Genomic DNA, 16397 nt, shown 5'->3' on the forward strand with positions numbered 1-16397 from the left:
CTCCGGAACAGCAGGATGGATGTCCATGCTAACCGGGGTTCGGCGCTGAATACAGCCCGGCGGCAACCGGCGCCGGCATGCCGATGTGGGAGCCCTGGGCGAAGTCGATGCCCAGCTCCCGCACCCGCTGCAGCAGGGCTTCGCTGTGCACGAACTCGGCGACCGTCTGCAGGCCCAGCTCCCGGGCAAAGCGCACTATCCCTTCGGTCAGTGCGCGGGCGGTGGGGTCCCGGTCCAGGCGCTTGATCAGGGAGCCGTCGATCTTGATCAGGTCCACATCCAGGCGCAGCAGATGCTCGAAGTTGGAGTAGCCGGTGCCGAAGTCGTCGATGGCGATGCGGCAGCCCAGGTGCTTGGCCCGGTCGATGAAGCGCCGTACCTGCTGGTAGTTCTCTATGCCTTCCGACTCGAGGATCTCGAAGATCACCCGCCGCGCCAGCGAGGGGGCCTGCAGGCGTGACAGCAGGTACTCGCTCAGCTCTTCGTCCAGCAGATCGTCGCAGGCCAGATTGAGGGAAAAGTGCAGCTCGCTGTCGGCGAAGCGGGCCAGGCACTGGTCGATCATGCTGCGGGTGATCAGGCGGTACAGACGGATGCGCCGGGCAACCGGCAGGAAGGCCATGGGACTGATGGGGTTGCCCTGTTCATCGAGCATGCGCACCAGGCACTCGTACTTGTCGATCCGATTGGTGGCCAGATTCAGGATCGGCTGGAAGAAGGGCACCATGCGTCCCTCCTCGAGCGCCTGGCGCAGACGGGTGGCCCACAGCAGGTTCTGTTCGTAGCTGTCGCGCAGGTCGTGGGCCGGGTCATGGATCAGGTAGTTGAGCTTCTGCAGTCGGGCCATCTTCACCGCGATGTTGGCCGAGGGCAGCAGCTGTGCCCGGCTCAGGGGCGCGGTGTCGCAGGCGCTGGTGCTGGCCAGCCCCAGGGTGGCCTGCAGGGTAATGGCCTGGCCTTGCCAGTACACCGGCAGGCTGGCGATGCGCTCGTGCAGGCTGTCGAGCCAGGGGGCGAATTGCCGCGGGTGGCCGGAGGGCAGCAGTATGGCCATCTCGTCGGCATGCATGTGGTACAGGCGCGCCTGCCCGAGGCGCCAGTGGGCGAGATGTTCCAGCAGACTGGCCGCTACCTCACGGATCACATGATCGCCGCAGCTGCTGCCGAAGAAGTCATTGATCTCCCGGAACGCGTCGATGTTCAGCAGTATCAGCGTAGCGGGATCGTCTCCGGCCAGGTCCTGCAGCAGCCGCTCCCGGTTGGGCAGCCCGGTCAGCGCGTCGGTGTACAGGCTGCTGAGCTGGCGCAGGGTATTGGCCACCAGATACAGGATCACACAGGACAGCAGCAGCATGATGCTGACGGTACCGAGCATGATGCGCAGGTTGCTCTCGCGCATCGGCGCCAGTACCGCGTCGATCTCGGTCTGGGGGATGCCGATCCCGAACACCATGCCCGCCTCGGTAGGGGCGTGGAGCAGGGCGTAGTCGACACCGTCAACCTGGAAGTGCCGATGCTGCATGGGGGAGGCGGGATAGCGGCTGACCAGTTCGGCCGGAGGTGGGCTGGCTTCTCCGCCCGGCAGTTGCAGGGCAATGACCTCGTCGATCAGTTGCTGGGCACGGGCATCATTCTCTGCACTCGCCAGACTGGAGAGCTTGCGGTTCTCTCTATCCAGCAGAAAGGCGAAGCTGCCCGGGGTGACCCGGATGGAGCTGACCAGCCGGATGATCTCGCTGGCCTGCCAGTCCAGCAGGGCTACCCCGGCAAAACGCCCCCGTTCATCCTGCATGGCGGCGCTGATGCTGATGACCGCCTCGTCCAGCTGGGGCTTGTAATAGGCCTCGCTCCAGTGAAAGTCCCTGCGCGGCTGGGGCGTGGCCAGCAGCTCACGGGCCTGCAGGTAGCGTGACGGGTCGGCGAAGTCTCCGGCCTCAGTGAGCAACCGCAATTCCGCCGGCCCCCGCCGGGCATGCACGGCGAAGGCGCTGGCGCGATAGCTGCCGGGATGGAACAGCAGGCCGCCGCCGCGGGCCTCGGGCAAATCGTCGAGCACCCTGAGCAGATTGCGTTCTGCTTCGCGCAGGGCGGCGGTCTGCTGATTGCGCAGCAGAAACTCCCCCGTGCGGACCAGCGTCGCCACATTGCGCTCGAGCAGGAAGTGATGGGCATTGATGCGGGCCAGGCTGGCATGGAAAGTGTCGGCAATCTGGCGTTCCCGCTGCTCGCTCATGGTCCGTTCGGCGAAGCTCAGATTGAGGCTGGAGATCAGCCACATGCCGGCCACGAACAGGCTGATCAACAGCAGCAGCACCAGCATGATGGAATTCTTGCGACTGCCCATGGCGATACCTCAGGGCAGGCGGCCGGGGCGGCCGTCGTTGATGCGCTGGCGGGCAATGGCCAGTTGGCTGGGAGACAGTCGGGCGGCCAGCTGGCTGACCGCACTTTGTGCCTGCACCTCGCCATTGAGCAGTGCCAGACTGAGCCACACGTAGGCCTCCAGCGGGTCCGCCGGGCCCCCGTCACCTTCGAGATAGCTCATTCCGAGGAGGTACTGGCCCGTGCCGGAGCCGAGGGAGGCGGCCCGCCGCAGCCACTGCCTGACCTCGGGTGCTTCGGCGGTGCGCTCGGCATGCAGCTGTGCCAGTTGCAATTGGGCCGCTATCTCGTCCTGCCCGGCGGCCCGCTCCAGCCAGCGCATGGCCTTTGTGCGATCCGGCTCCGCGCCGACGCCGTTGAGCCAGGCCATGCCGGCCTGATACTGCGCCGCGGCCAGACCTGCCTCGGCAGCCGCCTCGATCAGTTGCAGCGCCTGTTCATCGCCCTGATCGGTACGATCGAGCTGGAGCAGTTCGGCATACAGCAGCTGACCCGGAGGGTAACCCGCCTCCGCCGCCAGCCGGGCCCAGTGGCGTGCCTCGGTGACGGCCTGATCCGCGCGCAGCAGGCTGGCCAGGTGATGGCGGGCCTTGGCATCGCCGGCTTCGGCGGCGCGGGTGCAGGCGGGCAGTGCTTGCTGGGTATTGCGGATGGCATACAGCAGATAGCAGTCGCTGGTTCCCTGCGCCTCCGGAGCAGGACTGGGGGCGGCGGGGGCTGCTGGTGACGGTGCTGGCGCTGGCGGAACACGGCGAGCGAAGGCCTCGACCTGGGCCGGGCAGGAGCGCTGATAACCGATCCGCAGCGCATCCAGGGTCTCGGGCGTCGGCGCACGCCGGGCATAACGGGTACCTATGGCACGGCAGCGGCTGTCACGCTCGCGGGCGATGCGTCGGAATTCCGGCGCCTGGGCATGGGTGTCGGCGTACTGCTCGAGAAAGGCGGTCAGGGGATCGATCAGGGGCTGGTCCAGCAGCTGCTCGGCTTCCAGGTGCAGTTGTCCGGGCCTGGAATCGGGCGCGTCGCCAGCCTGCGGCAGGACTGAACAGCCAGCCATGAGGCTCATCATGATGAATACGTAAACGGCACGCATGGCAATCTCAAAGTGCTGGCACCACTGCAGTCTGGCAGTGCATTGATACTACGGCAAACCCACAGGTCGTCGGGGAAGTGACGCGGAAATTGTGGAACAGTTCTTGCTTTATCGATCTTCAAGGGAACTAACACGTCAATTTATTGTTTTCGGGGACCGACCGGGAATGGCCGTCAATCAGAGTCAAGTCTTAACCAGCATGCGCAGCAACCTCGCCGGATTGCGCCATGGCAGCCTGGGGGTGCCGATTCTTCTGCTGGCCATGCTCGGCATGATGATGCTGCCGGTGCCGCCCTTCCTGCTGGACGTGTTCTTCACCTTCAACATAGCCCTGTCGCTGGTGGTGCTGCTGGTCTGCGCCTATGCACTGCGACCACTGGACTTCGCCGCTTTCCCGACCATCCTGCTGGTGGCAACCCTGCTGCGCCTGGCGCTGAACGTAGCCTCGACCCGGGTGGTGCTGCTCTACGGACACGAGGGGCCAGCGGCTGCGGGCAAGGTGATCCAGGCCTTCGGTCAGGTGGTGGTCGGCGGCAGCTTCATCGTCGGTCTGGTGGTCTTCATCATCCTCATGGTGATCAACTTCGTGGTGGTCACCAAGGGCGCGGGGCGCATCTCCGAGGTCAGTGCGCGCTTCACGCTGGATGCCATGCCGGGCAAGCAGATGGCGATCGATGCCGACCTCAATGCCGGCCTGATCGATCAGGAGGAGGCCAAGCGTCGCCGTCTGGAAGTGGCCCAGGAAGCCGATTTCTACGGCTCCATGGACGGTGCCAGCAAGTTCGTGCGCGGCGACGCCGTGGCCGGCCTGCTGATCCTGTTCATCAACGTCATCGGCGGGCTGATCATCGGCATGGGGCAGCACGGGCTGAGCTTCACCGAGGCCGGGCACATCTATGTGCTGCTCACCATAGGTGATGGTCTGGTTGGGCAGATTCCCTCCCTGCTGCTGTCCACGGCCGCCGCCATCATGGTCACCCGGGTATCCACCTCGGAGGACATGGGTGCCCAGGTCAAGCGCCAGATGTTTGCCTCGCCCAAGGCGCTGGCCATTGCCGCTGCCATCATGGTGGTCATGGGGCTGATTCCGGGCATGCCGCACTTTTCCTTCCTCAGCCTCGGCGCGCTGGCCGCTGCCGGCGCCTGGTTCATCCATCACCGGCAGCAGATCAAGGCCGAAGAGGATCGGGCCGCCGAGGAGCAGAAGGCGCAGCTGCCGGCGTTGCAGCGTCCGGAGACCCGGGAGTTGGGCTGGGACGACGTGACTCCGGTGGACATGGTCGGCCTGGAGGTCGGTTATCGTCTGATCCCCCTGGTCGACCGCAGTCAGGGCGGACAGCTGCTGGCGCGCATCAAGGGCATCCGCAAGAAGCTGTCCCAGGATCTGGGCTTTCTCATGCCCTCGGTGCATATCCGCGACAACCTGGACCTGGCGCCCAACGTCTATCGCATCACACTGATGGGCGTCGGGGTGGCAGAGGCCGAGGTCCATGCCGACCGCGAGCTGGCCATCAACCCGGGGCAGGTGTTCGGCGAGATCAAGGGTATCCCGGGCAAGGATCCGGCCTTCGGTCTGGATGCGGTGTGGATCGAGCCGGCGCAGAAGGATCAGGCCCAGTCCCTGGGCTACACGGTGGTTGACGTCAGTACCGTGGTGGCAACCCATCTGAATCAGATTCTCTACAAGCACTCCCACGAGCTGATCGGCCACGAGGAAGTGCAGCAGCTGCTCAAGGTGCTGGCCAAGGCCTCGCCCAAGCTGGCCGAGGAGCTGGTGCCGGGCATCATTTCCCTGTCCGGGCTGCTCAAGGTGTTGCAGGGACTGTTGCAGGAACAGGTGCCGGTGCGCGACATCCGGACCATTGCCGAAGCCATCGCCAACCAGTCGGGCAAGAGTCAAGATACTGGCGCGCTGATCGGCGCCGTGCGCGTGGCGCTGTCCCGTTCCATTGTCCAGGGCCTTGTGGGACTTGAGGCCGAGCTGCCTGTGATTACCCTGGATCCCAAGCTGGAACAGATATTGCTTCAGAGTGTGCAGAAGGCCGGGCAGGGCAACGATGACGGCATTCTTCTGGAACCGGGTATGGCGGAGAAGCTGCAGCGCTCCCTGGCGGACATGGTTCAGCGGCAGGAAATGCAGGGCAAGCCGGCAATCCTGCTGGTGGCCGGACCGATCCGCAACATGATGGCGAAGTTCGTTCGCTATGCCGCCCCCGGCGCCCATGTGCTGTCGTACCAGGAAATCCCGGACAGCAAACAGGTCACCATCGTTGCCACCGTCGGACAGAATTGATTACAGGGTGAGGTCAGGCCATGAGAGTAAAACGTTTTTTTGCCGCTGATATGCGCTCGGCCATGAAACTGGTCCGTGACGAGATGGGGGCGGACGCGTCCATCATCGCCAACCGACGTGTTGCCGGCGGTATCGAACTGACCGCGGCGCTGGATTACGAAGCGCCGCGCCTGACCCCGCCGACGCCTGGCCTGGACACCGAGCTGAAGAAGACCCAGGAGCGTATTCTCAGCGCCCGGGCCAGCCTGCAGGCGGGAGAAACACCAGCGGCCGGGCCCAGTGTCAACCGTCAATTATTTGGAGACAGCATGCGTCAGGCCGCCGAGCGAGGCTCGCCGGTTGCCCGGGAGCTGCTCGATCGCCTGAACAACGAGCGTGCCGCGCCGGCTGCGGAAGCCCCGGCGGCCGCCGCAGCATCGGCTGCCGCAGCGCCCGCTGCCGACAGCCTGGATGTCATGCGGGCAGAAATCGCCGGTCTGCGCGATCTGCTGGAATCCCAGCTGGGCAGTCTGGCCTGGGGCAAGGTCAATCAGCAGCAACCCCGCCAGGCCAGCCTGTGGCGGCGTCTGGTTCATCTGGGCCTGCCGGCCGACCTCTGCCGGTCGCTGCTGAGCAAGGTGGAGGAGGTGACGGACATCCGCCAGGCCTGGCGCCTGCTGCTGGCCCATCTGGCGCAGAGTATTCCGGTGATGCGCAGCGAGCCGATCGACCAGGGCGGGGTGATTGCCCTGGTCGGCCCGACCGGCGCCGGCAAGACCACCACCCTGGGCAAGCTGGCTGCACGTTATGTGCTCAAGCACGGCAGTGAGCATGTCGCCCTGGTGACCATGGATACCTTCCGTATCGGCGCCCATGAGCAACTGCGCACCCTGGGGCGCATCCTCAATGTGCCGGTGCGTGTGGTGGATGAGCAGCACAGTCTGCAGGACGTGCTCGACGAATTTGCCAACAAGCGCCTGGTGCTGGTGGATACCGCCGGCCTGCAGGCCCAGGATCCGCAGCTGCGGGGTCAGCTCAAGGAGCTGGCGGCGCTGGGTGACCGGGTCAGCACGCTGCTGGTGCTGGCCGCAACCAGTCAGTACCGGGTGCTCAAGGCGGCATGGCACAATTACAGCAGCTGTGCGCTGGCCGGTTGCATTCTGACCAAGGTGGACGAGGCCGGCAGTCTGGGTGAAGCCCTCGGTCTGGCCATCGAGCAGCGACTGCCGGTAGCCTATATGGCAGATGGCCAGCGCATTCCCGATGATCTGGCCCGCGGCGTCGGTCATCAGCTGGTAAGCCGGGCGGTCGGTCTGATCGGTAATGAGGTTGCCGAGGATCAGACCATGGCGGATGTTTTTGCCGGTATACTTCACGCACAGCGCGCAAGTTAACGATTGGATAAGGGCAGCGTACAGATGGGCAATCAATCGGTTCAGGTAGTTGCAGTCACCGGAGGCAAGGGCGGCGTTGGCAAGACCAACGTGTCGGTCAACCTTGCCCTGGCACTGGCCGAGCTGGGACGCCGCGTTGTGCTGATGGATGCAGACCTCGGACTGGCCAATGTCGATGTGCAGCTGGGTCTGCGACCCCAGGCGACCCTGGCCGATGTGCTCTCCGGCACCTGTTCGCTGCGCGAGGTCATGGTCAACGGCCCAGGAGGCATCCGCATCGTACCGGCGGCCTCCGGCGCAGCCGAGATGGTCAATCTGGGGCCGCGGGAGCATGCCGGGCTGATCCAGGCCTTCAGCGACATCGGTGACGAGCTGGACATACTGCTGATCGATACCGCCGCCGGCATCGGCGACTCCGTGGTCAGTTTCGTGCGCGCCGCCCAGGAGGTGATAGTGGTGGTCTGCGACGAGCCCACCTCCATCACCGACGCCTACGCCCTGATCAAGCTGCTCAGCCGGGACCATGGGGTGACGCGCTTCCGGGTGCTGGCGAACATGGTCCACAGCCCGCAGGAAGGGCACAACGTCTTCAACAAGCTGCTGCAGGTCACCGACCGTTTCCTGGATGTGGCCCTGCAGTACGTCGGTGCGGTGCCCTATGACGAGTCGGTGCGCAAGGCGGCGCAGAAGCAGCGGGCGACCTTCGATCTGTTCCCCCGCAGCCGGGTCTCCCTGGCTATCCGCACCATAGCCCGCAAGGTCGACGCCTGGCCGCTGCCATCGACGCCCCGAGGGCACCTGGAGTTCTTCCTGGAACGCCTGGTGCAGCGCAATGACCCTGCCACAGGGCCAGAGGATGAGTAACATTTCCGGTGGTGGCGCCAGGATGTACGCCAGCGCTGCGGCCGCCGCCCGCACCCAGGATCGGCTGGTTGAGGAATACGCACCCCTGGTCAAGCGCATTGCCTACCACATGCTGGCCCGGCTGCCGGCCAGCGTGCAGGTGGAGGATCTGATTCAGGCCGGCATGCTCGGCCTGCTCGAGGCCGCTCGCAAGTTCGACCATGGAAAGGGTGCCAGCTTCGAGACCTATGCCGGTATACGCATACGTGGCGCCATGCTGGATGATGTACGCAAGGGCGATTGGGCCCCCCGCTCGGTCCATCGCAACACGCGCCTGGTCAGCAGCGCCATTCGTGCCGTCGAGGCCCGTGTTGGCCGTGACGCTAAAGATCATGAGGTGGCGGCCGAACTGGATATGAGCCTCGAGGAATATCATGCGATTCTCGGCGACACCGCGGGCAGCAGGCTGTTCAGCTTCGACGAACTGCTGGAAGCCGGTGCCCCCGGCGAAGCCGAAGCGGAGGCTTCGCCCTTTGAGGGGCTGGAGGATGCGCGATTTCGCGAGGCGTTGGCCGAGGCAATCGACAAGCTGCCTGAACGGGAGCGACTGATACTGTCGCTGTATTACGACGAGGAGTTGAATCTCAAGGAAATCGGCGCCGTGCTGGGCGTCAGCGAGTCCCGGGTCAGTCAACTGCACAGCCAGTGCGCAGCGCGCCTGCGGGCCCGCATGGCCGACTGGCGGGACGATTGAATTCATATCTCACCCTTTGCTGAGGTGGCAGTTTTCGTGGGGTGCACGCCGGATGCCCCTGCTCGGTTTATATGGAGGCGGTAATTGGACAAGAACATGAAAATTCTCATCGTCGACGACTTTTCGACGATGAGGCGCATCATCAAGAACCTGTTGCGTGACCTCGGCTTCACCAATACTGCCGAGGCGGATGATGGCACCACGGCGCTGCCGATGCTGCAGCATGGCAATTTCGATTTTCTGGTCACCGACTGGAACATGCCGGGCATGAGCGGCATCGATCTGTTGCGTGCGGTGCGTGCCGACGAGCGCCTCAAGACCCTGCCGGTGCTGATGGTCACGGCCGAAGCCAAGCGCGACCAGATCATCGAAGCGGCCCAGGCCGGGGTCAACGGCTACGTGGTCAAACCCTTCACCGCCCAGGCGCTCAAGGAGAAGATCGAAAAGGTCTTCGAGCGCATCGAAGCCAAGTAGCAAGGGGACTGACATGGTATTGAGCGGGAACGCCGGTCAGACGACCGCCGAGGAATTCGAGCAATCGCTCAAGACGAACGCGCAGAAGCTTGTAGAGCATCTGGAGGAGGGTGACTACAAGGAAGCGGTCATGGTCATCCATGCGATCAATCAGGCCCGCGACCGGGGGCTGTACTACGAAGTCGGCAAGCTGACCCGGGCACTGCACAACTCGATCATCAGCTTTCAGCTGGATACCGCACGCTCCTTCGGCTCCGAGCATGGCGAGCACTCGAAGATAGCCGACGCCTCCGATCGCCTTGACTACGTCGTCAGGCTCACCGACAAGGCCGCCAACCGGACCATGGACCTGGTGGAGAGCAGCGCGCCGGTGGTCAGTCAGCTCGGTAAGGAAGCGGCTGCCCTGCGCGAGGAATGGAAGCGCCTGCAGCGCAGGGAAATGACCGCCGAGGAGTTCCGCAACCTGTCCCGCAGCATCATGGACTTTCTCGAGCGCAGCGAGAAGCATAGCGCCGAGGTATCCAGCAACCTCAATGACATTCTCATGGCCCAGGATTATCAGGATCTCACCGGGCAGGTGATCAAGCGGGTCATCACACTGGTCCATGACGTCGAGGAGAGCCTGCTCAACCTGGTGCGCATGGCGGGGCAGGTCGACCGCATCGCCGGTATCCAGCATGAGCTGCCCGACCCCGAGGAGAGAAAATCTGCTTCGCAGGCTGAAGGTCCGCAGATTCATGCCGATAAGAGGGATGATGTGGTGTCGGGGCAGGATGAGGTGGATGACCTCCTGTCCAGTCTGGGGTTCTGAGGGAGCGTGGAATGAGCTTTGATGCGGATGAAGAGATTCTCCAGGACTTTCTGGTCGAGGCCGGAGAGATACTGGAGCTGTTATCTGAACAGCTGGTGGAACTGGAGAATCGCCCCAACGACAGCGATCTGCTCAACGCCATTTTCCGTGGCTTTCATACCGTCAAGGGCGGCGCCGGCTTCCTGCAGCTCGAGGCTCTGGTAACCTGCTGTCACATTGCGGAGAACGTCTTTGACATCCTGCGCAAGGGCGAGCGTCAGGTCGACGCCGAGCTGATGGATGTGGTGCTCCAGGCGCTGGACAGCATCAACAGCATGTTTGCCCAGGTGCGCGATGGTGAGGAGCCGACGCCGGCCGCTCCAGCGCTGCTTGAAGCCCTGTCCGCGCTCGCCCAGCCTGCCCAGCAGGTCGTGGCCGCTCCAGCCGCTCCGGCTGCGCCTGTGGTGGCCACGATGGCCGAGCCGGTGCTGGAGGCAGATGGCGATATTACCGATGACGAGTTCGAGCTGCTGCTCGAGGCTCTGCATGTCGGCCCGGAGGCCGGTGAAGCGCCCGCCGCTGCTGACGGTCATGCCAACGGCGACGAGATCACCGATGACGAGTTCGAAGCCCTGCTGGACCAGCTGCACGGCACCGGCAAGGGACCCGGCAGTCAGCCGACCGCCGTCCCGAGCGTCCCGGCCACGCCGGTGGCCGGAGATGAGGATCTCATTACTGATGACGAATTCGAATCCCTGCTGGATGAACTGCACGGTCCCGGCCGTGGGCCGGGGGCGGCGACCACGCCGACGCCGGTAAGCGCCCCCGCGCCCGCTGCGCCGGAAGCGGCGAAGCCGCAACCGCCAGCCCCTCCGGCAGCGGAGGAAAAGCCGGCGCCCAAACCCGCCCCCCGACGCAGCGAAGCCGGCGCCGACCATGGCGCTGCGGCCGAAACCACAGTGCGGGTGGATACCGCCCGGCTGGACGAGATCATGAACATGGTCGGCGAGCTGGTACTGGTGCGCAACCGACTGACCCGTCTGGGGCTGACCAGCGAGGATGAGGAACTCACCAAGGCGGTGGCCAATCTGGACATGGTGACTGCGGACCTGCAGGCCTCGGTGATGAAGACCCGCATGCAGCCGATCAAGAAGGTCTTCGGTCGTTTCCCCCGGGTGGTACGGGACCTCTCGCGCAGCCTGAAAAAGGAAATCGATCTCGAACTGGTCGGTGAGGAAACCGATCTGGACAAGAACCTGGTGGAGGCCCTCGCCGATCCGCTGGTGCACCTGGTGCGCAACGCGGTCGATCACGGCATCGAATCCCCCGAGGAGCGCGAGGCAGCCGGCAAGCCGCGGGTCGGTCAGATGGTGCTGGCCGCCCGCCAGGAAGGCGATCACATCCTGCTGACCATCAGCGACGATGGCAAGGGCATGGACGCCGAGGTGCTGCGTGCCAAGGCGGTGGAGAAGGGCATGATGGATCGGGATGCTGCGGAACGCCTGAGCGAGTCCGAATGCTTCAACCTGATCCTGGCGCCGGGTTTCTCGACCAAGACCGAGGTATCCGACGTCTCCGGGCGGGGTGTCGGCATGGATGTGGTGCGCACCCGTATCTCCCAGCTCAACGGCACCATCGCCATCGAGTCGACCAAGGGGCAGGGCACCCGTATCTCGATCAAGGTGCCGTTGACCCTGGCCATCATGCCGACCCTCATGGTCATGCTCGGTCGTCAGGCCTTTGCCCTGCCGCTGGTGAACGTCAACGAGATCTACAATCTGGATCTGTCGCGGACCAATGTGGTTGACGGGCAGGAGGTGATCCTGGTGCGGGACAAGGCGCTGCCGCTGTTCTGGCTCAAGCGCTGGCTGATGCCCGGGGCCTCTGAGGAGATCGACCGGACCGCGGCCAGTGTGGTGATAGTGTCGGTCGGTACCCAGCGCGTGGGCTTCGTGGTGGATCAACTGGTAGGACAGGAAGAGGTGGTCATCAAGCCCCTGGGCGGAATGCTGCAGGGAACGCCCGGCATGGCCGGGGCGACCATCACCGGTGATGGCAGGATCGCATTGATCCTGGACATCCCGGGACTGCTCAAGCGCTATGCGCGAAAGGGCTAGGAGAGCGCATTGATCAAGGTACTGGTGGTGGACGACTCGGGCTTCTTCCGCAGGCGGGTAGCGGAGATCCTCGGTGCCGATCCTCAGATTCAGGTGGTGGGGACAGCCACCAACGGCCAGGAGGCGGTGGAGCAGACACTGGCCCTGCATCCGGACGTGATCACCATGGACTACGAGATGCCGGTGATGGACGGCATTACCGCCGTGCGCCAGATCATGCAGCGTCAGCCCACACCCGTGCTCATGTTCTCCTCGCTGACCTATGAGGGCGCGCGGGTCAGTCTCGATGCCCTGGACGCCGGTGCCGCGGACTACCTGCCGAAGAATTTCGAGGATATCTCCCGCCACCCGGAAAAGGTTCGCCAGCTGCTCTGCGAGCGCGTCCACGCGCTGGCGCGCAGCAACCGGCGCTCCCTGGGACTGGGCGCGGCTGCGGCACCGGTGGCGTCCGCTGCCCCTGCGCCAGCGGCGCGTCAGCCCCTGGCTCCACGGGCTGCTGCAACGGCTCGGGCGCCGGCCCCGGCCGAGCCCGTCCGGCGCAGTGCGGCGCCACGCAAGCGCAGCTACAAGCTGGTGGCCATAGGCACCTCCACCGGCGGGCCGGTTGCCCTGCAGAAGATTCTGACCCGGTTGCCTGCCAGTTTTCCCGCCCCCATACTGCTGATCCAGCACATGCCCGGGACCTTCACCACGGCCTTTGCCGAACGCCTCGACAAGCTTTGCCAGATCAGTGTCCGGGAGGCGGTGGACGGTGACATGCTGCGCCCGGGTGTGGCTCTGCTGGCACCGGGCGGCAAGCAGATGATGATCGACGCGCGCGGTACCGTACGCATTCTGCCCGGGGACGAGCGTCTCAACTACAAGCCCAGCGTGGATGTGACCTTCGGCTCGGCCGCCCGCGCCCTGCAGGACAAGGTGCTGGCGATAGTACTTACCGGAATGGGTGCCGATGGCCGGGAAGGGGCACGCATGCTCAAGCAGGCCGGCAGCACCGTATGGGCCCAGGACGAGGCGAGCTGCGTGATCTACGGCATGCCCATGGCGGTGGTCAAGGCCAACCTGGCAGACGGCGTGTACGATCTGGACGAGATCGCCCGTTATCTGACGGAGCTGGGCTGATGGATATCCTCAGTGTCATCGGGCTGCTGCTGGCGCTGGTCGCCATCATAGGTGGCAACCACCTGGAGGGGGGGCATATCGGCGCGCTGGTCAATGGCCCGGCGGCGCTCATCGTGGTCGGTGGTACCCTGGGGGCAGCCTTCATCCAGACCCCGCTGGCGGTTTTCAAACGGGCCCTGGCCATGCTCGGCTGGGTGTTCCGTGCACCCCGTGCGCCATTTCGCGAGGGCATAGGCCAGGTGGTCAACTGGAGCAACATGGCTCGCAAGGAAGGTCTGCTGGGTCTGGAGGCCTCCGCGGATATGGAGCCGGATCTGTTCGCACGCAAGGGGCTGCAGCTGCTTGCCGACGGCTGCGAGGCCGATACCCTGCGCAGTATCCTGGAAGTCGAGTTGATCACCCGGGAGAACCGCGACCTGCGGGCGGCCAGGGTCTATGAAAGCATGGGCGGCTACTCTCCTACCATTGGCATCATCGGGGCGGTCATGGGCCTGATTCATGTCATGGGCAACCTGGCCGATCCGTCCATGCTGGGCAGCGGCATTGCCGTGGCCTTCGTGGCCACCATCTACGGGGTGGCCCTGGCCAACCTCTTCCTGCTGCCGGTGGCCGCCAAGCTCAAGGCGGTGGTGCTCGAACAGTCCCGATACCAGGAAATGATCCTCGAGGGTCTGTTGTCCATTGCCGAGGGCGAGAATCCCCGCTCCATCGAAATGAAGCTCGAAGGCTTCCTGGACTGATCCATGCGCAGGCATCGGGAAGAAGAGCACGCCAACAACGAACGCTGGATGGTGTCCTACGCGGACTTCATCACCCTGTTGTTTGCCTTCTTCGTGGTCATGTACTCCATCTCCTCGGTCAACGAGGGCAAGTACAAGGTCCTGACCGAATCGCTGATGGGGGTGTTCAGCCAGGCCCCGAAAACCCTGGATCCGATACAGCTGGGGGAGGTCATTCCGCGCTCACCCACGCCAACCCAGGTGGCGGAGTCCGTCGCCAGCGAAGGCGGCACCAGCGGCAGCGGCAGTCAGGATCCGCTCGAGGATATTGCCGACGCCATGCAGGCCGCCTTCGGCGAGCTGATCAGCGTCGGCGACCTGCGGGTGCACGCCAACGAGCTGTGGATCGAGATCGAACTGAGCTCCAGCCTGCTGTTTCCCAGCGGTGATGCGCTGCCCCTGAACAGCGCCTTCGACCTGATCGAACGTATCGCCGGCATCCTGGCACCCTACGACAATCCCATCCACGTGGAGGGGTTCACCGACAACCTGCCGATCCGCTCGCGGCTCTATCCCACCAACTGGGAGCTGTCTGCCGCCCGGGCTGCCACTGTCGTGCGCATGCTCAGCGCCGGCGGCATCGAAGCCGGGCGCCTGGCTGCGGTCGGCTATGGAGAACATCGACCGATTGCCGATAACAGTACCGAAGCCGGTCGCCGCGCCAACCGCCGCGTAGTGCTGCTGGTATCACGCTATACCGACCGGCGCCACCAGGGCCCGGAAGGTGACCTGCCGAGCATGCGCCAGGCGCGCAGCGAGGCGGCGCAGGATGTGGGACCGGGCTGATGCGACGGACAACGGGAGCAGTGCGATGAAGGTATGGGCTGTGGCCAATCAGAAAGGCGGCGTGGGCAAGACCACCTCGACCGTGGCCCTGGCCGGTCTGCTGGCCGATCAGGGCCAGCGCGTGCTGGTGGTCGATCTGGACCCCCATGGCTCCATGACCAGCTACTTCGGACATGACCCCGACCAGCTGACCAGCAGCGTGTTCAACCTGTTCCAGCATCAGGGCAGCGTGCCCGATGGGCTGGCGGCGGCCCTGCTGCTGACGACGTCCCACGACAGCATCAGGCTGCTGCCCTCCAGCACGTCGCTGGCTACACTGGAACGTCAGTCGGCCACCCAGGGCGGCTTCGGCCTGGTTCTGTCACGCGCCCTGGAGCAGCTGCAGGGGGAGTTCGACTTCGTCATCATCGACAGCCCACCGCTGCTTGGTGTCTCGATGATCAACGCCCTGGCCGCCTGCCAGCGACTGATAGTGCCTGTCCAGACGGAATTCCTGGCGCTGAAGGGGCTGGAACGCATGGTGCACACCCTGACCATGGTCAACCGGTCCCGGCGCCGGGCGCTGCCCTATACCATAGTGCCGACGCTGTTCGACCGCCGGACCCAGGCGTCCCTGAGCACCCTGCGCAAACTGCGCAACGACTATGCCGAACAGATGTGGCAGGCCTACATCCCCATTGACACCAAGCTGCGAGACGCCAGCCTGGCGGGCGTTGTACCGTCACAGCTGGAGCCCAACGCCAGGGGGGTGCTGGCATACCGGGCGTTGCTGCGGTATCTGCTGGTGCAGAGTGTGGCCCGATCCGAGGAGACTGCCTGATGAGCGATTCGCTGGCTGTTCAGCATTATGTACCTGCCCAGACGCTGCAATGCTATCTGGACTCGCTGCTGCAGGAGGCGGCCGCCGATCTGGCGCTGGCCGAGCAGAGTGTGCCCGATGTGCCGGTGTCCCCCGCAGCCGAGGCACGCACGCCGCAGGCGCTGTCCCCGGTGGAGACCCCGGCAACACCGGCAGAACCCGAGCCCACCCCGCAGGCGGCTGCTCCGGTGCCCGGCGGCAGTTGGCGTGAGCAGCCCTTCGATGCCTTGCTGTTCGATGTGGGCGGCCTGACCCTGGCGGTCCCGCTGGTTTCCCTTGGCAGCATTCACCCTCTGGATGGCCCCATCACTCCGCTGTTCGGTCAGCCGGACTGGTTCCTCGGCCTGCTGCCGACCGGGCAGGGCAGTCTCAGGGTAGTGGATACCGCCCGCTGGGTGATGCCCGAGCGGTACCATCCCGAGCTGCGTGAAGAGCTGCGTTACGTGATCTCCATACAGGGATTCGACTGGGGGCTGGCGGTACACAGCGTCAGCGAGTCCGTCCGTCTGGATCCGGCCCAGGTGAAATGGCGTTCGGGGGCGGGTAAACGGCCGTGGCTGGCCGGAATCGTCATCGACCACATGTGCGCCCTGCTGGATGTCGGAGCCCTGGCTGCGCTCATCAGCCACAGCAGTTGAGTCGCGCTGGTAAAGACACCGGGGCCCGTTTAGGATGCAACTATCGCCACCCTTCGAAGCCGAGCATGGCCGGGAACGGGGCATTGACGTCGAGATA

The 16397-nt window shown here is 64.8% G+C and carries 14 protein-coding genes; 12 read left to right on the top strand and 2 right to left on the bottom strand.

Features of this window, described 5'->3' with window-relative positions; genetic code table 11:
• Positions 1–28: 28 nt before the first annotated feature.
• Both VF673_RS08885 and VF673_RS08890 read right to left on the bottom strand, forming a co-directional pair.
• Entirely contained in the window at positions 29–2344 is a 2316-nt protein-coding gene (locus VF673_RS08885; protein WP_440291655.1) for an EAL domain-containing protein, read from the bottom strand.
• Positions 2345–2353: 9 nt separating this feature from the next.
• Positions 2354–3475, bottom strand: coding sequence for a tetratricopeptide repeat protein (locus tag VF673_RS08890; protein ID WP_440291656.1), 1122 nt, complete (start codon positions 3473–3475; stop codon positions 2354–2356).
• A gap of 166 nt (positions 3476–3641) precedes the next feature.
• Between VF673_RS08890 and flhA the strand changes: the two genes are divergently transcribed.
• The 12 genes from flhA to VF673_RS08950 all read left to right on the top strand — a co-directional run bounded on the left by flhA (position 3642) and on the right by VF673_RS08950 (position 16300).
• Positions 3642–5768, top strand: a complete 2127-nt coding sequence (gene flhA / locus VF673_RS08895; protein ID WP_440291657.1) for a flagellar biosynthesis protein FlhA — start codon at positions 3642–3644, stop codon at positions 5766–5768.
• Positions 5769–5788: 20 nt separating this feature from the next.
• Positions 5789–7141 (top strand): flagellar biosynthesis protein FlhF, encoded by a 1353-nt coding sequence (flhF, locus tag VF673_RS08900; RefSeq protein ID WP_273123969.1) that lies wholly within the window; start codon positions 5789–5791, stop codon positions 7139–7141.
• Positions 7142–7165: 24 nt separating this feature from the next.
• A complete protein-coding gene (locus VF673_RS08905) occupies positions 7166–8005 on the top strand; it encodes a MinD/ParA family protein (RefSeq protein WP_273123972.1) in 840 nt (279 codons plus the stop codon).
• Positions 7998–8738, top strand: coding sequence for an RNA polymerase sigma factor FliA (locus VF673_RS08910; protein ID WP_407046215.1), 741 nt, complete (start codon positions 7998–8000; stop codon positions 8736–8738). The genes VF673_RS08905 and VF673_RS08910 overlap by 8 nt, the downstream gene beginning before the upstream one ends.
• Before the next feature lie 96 nt (positions 8739–8834).
• Complete coding sequence (locus tag VF673_RS08915; RefSeq protein WP_177197788.1) at positions 8835–9212, top strand: chemotaxis response regulator CheY; 378 nt, start codon at positions 8835–8837, stop codon at positions 9210–9212.
• A gap of 13 nt (positions 9213–9225) precedes the next feature.
• Positions 9226–10023: a protein phosphatase CheZ gene (locus tag VF673_RS08920; protein ID WP_090537487.1), complete on the top strand. Its 798-nt coding sequence runs from the start codon at positions 9226–9228 to the stop codon at positions 10021–10023.
• Positions 10024–10034: 11 nt separating this feature from the next.
• The gene (locus VF673_RS08925) at positions 10035–12119 is read left to right on the top strand and encodes a chemotaxis protein CheA (RefSeq protein ID WP_440291658.1); all 2085 of its coding nucleotides are present in this window, start codon (positions 10035–10037) and stop codon (positions 12117–12119) included.
• Positions 12120–12128: 9 nt separating this feature from the next.
• Positions 12129–13238, top strand: coding sequence for a protein-glutamate methylesterase/protein-glutamine glutaminase (locus VF673_RS08930; protein ID WP_440291659.1), 1110 nt, complete (start codon positions 12129–12131; stop codon positions 13236–13238).
• Entirely contained in the window at positions 13238–13978 is a 741-nt protein-coding gene (locus VF673_RS08935) for a flagellar motor protein (RefSeq protein WP_090537479.1), read from the top strand. Before VF673_RS08930 ends, VF673_RS08935 begins: the two co-directional genes overlap by 1 nt.
• A 3-nt stretch (positions 13979–13981) precedes the next feature.
• Positions 13982–14803, top strand: coding sequence for a flagellar motor protein MotD (motD, locus tag VF673_RS08940; RefSeq protein WP_273123276.1), 822 nt, complete (start codon positions 13982–13984; stop codon positions 14801–14803).
• A 25-nt stretch (positions 14804–14828) separates the two neighbouring features.
• A complete protein-coding gene (locus tag VF673_RS08945; protein ID WP_440291660.1) occupies positions 14829–15623 on the top strand; it encodes a ParA family protein in 795 nt (264 codons plus the stop codon).
• Entirely contained in the window at positions 15623–16300 is a 678-nt protein-coding gene (locus tag VF673_RS08950) for a CheW domain-containing protein (protein ID WP_440291661.1), read from the top strand. The genes VF673_RS08945 and VF673_RS08950 overlap by 1 nt, the downstream gene beginning before the upstream one ends.
• Positions 16301–16397: the final 97 nt, after the last annotated feature.

Source organism: Halopseudomonas sp. Lyrl_26 (assembly GCF_051948695.1).
GTDB classification, from domain to species: domain Bacteria; phylum Pseudomonadota; class Gammaproteobacteria; order Pseudomonadales; family Pseudomonadaceae; genus Halopseudomonas; species Halopseudomonas formosensis.

Bases quoted from the DNA above. Each gene is read 5' to 3' on its own strand.
- VF673_RS08885 (WP_440291655.1), bottom strand. From the start codon at position 2,344: ATGGGCAGTCGCAAGAATTCCATCATGCTGGTGCTGCTGCTGTTGATC.
- VF673_RS08890 (WP_440291656.1), bottom strand. From the start codon at position 3,475: ATGCGTGCCGTTTACGTATTCATCATGATGAGCCTCATGGCTGGCTGT.
- flhA (WP_440291657.1), top strand. From the start codon at position 3,642: ATGGCCGTCAATCAGAGTCAAGTCTTAACCAGCATGCGCAGCAACCTC.
- flhF (WP_273123969.1), top strand. From the start codon at position 5,789: ATGAGAGTAAAACGTTTTTTTGCCGCTGATATGCGCTCGGCCATGAAA.
- VF673_RS08905 (WP_273123972.1), top strand. From the start codon at position 7,166: ATGGGCAATCAATCGGTTCAGGTAGTTGCAGTCACCGGAGGCAAGGGC.
- VF673_RS08910 (WP_407046215.1), top strand. From the start codon at position 7,998: ATGAGTAACATTTCCGGTGGTGGCGCCAGGATGTACGCCAGCGCTGCG.
- VF673_RS08915 (WP_177197788.1), top strand. From the start codon at position 8,835: ATGAAAATTCTCATCGTCGACGACTTTTCGACGATGAGGCGCATCATC.
- VF673_RS08920 (WP_090537487.1), top strand. From the start codon at position 9,226: ATGGTATTGAGCGGGAACGCCGGTCAGACGACCGCCGAGGAATTCGAG.
- VF673_RS08925 (WP_440291658.1), top strand. From the start codon at position 10,035: ATGAGCTTTGATGCGGATGAAGAGATTCTCCAGGACTTTCTGGTCGAG.
- VF673_RS08935 (WP_090537479.1), top strand. From the start codon at position 13,238: ATGGATATCCTCAGTGTCATCGGGCTGCTGCTGGCGCTGGTCGCCATC.
- motD (WP_273123276.1), top strand. From the start codon at position 13,982: ATGCGCAGGCATCGGGAAGAAGAGCACGCCAACAACGAACGCTGGATG.
- VF673_RS08945 (WP_440291660.1), top strand. From the start codon at position 14,829: ATGAAGGTATGGGCTGTGGCCAATCAGAAAGGCGGCGTGGGCAAGACC.
- VF673_RS08950 (WP_440291661.1), top strand. From the start codon at position 15,623: ATGAGCGATTCGCTGGCTGTTCAGCATTATGTACCTGCCCAGACGCTG.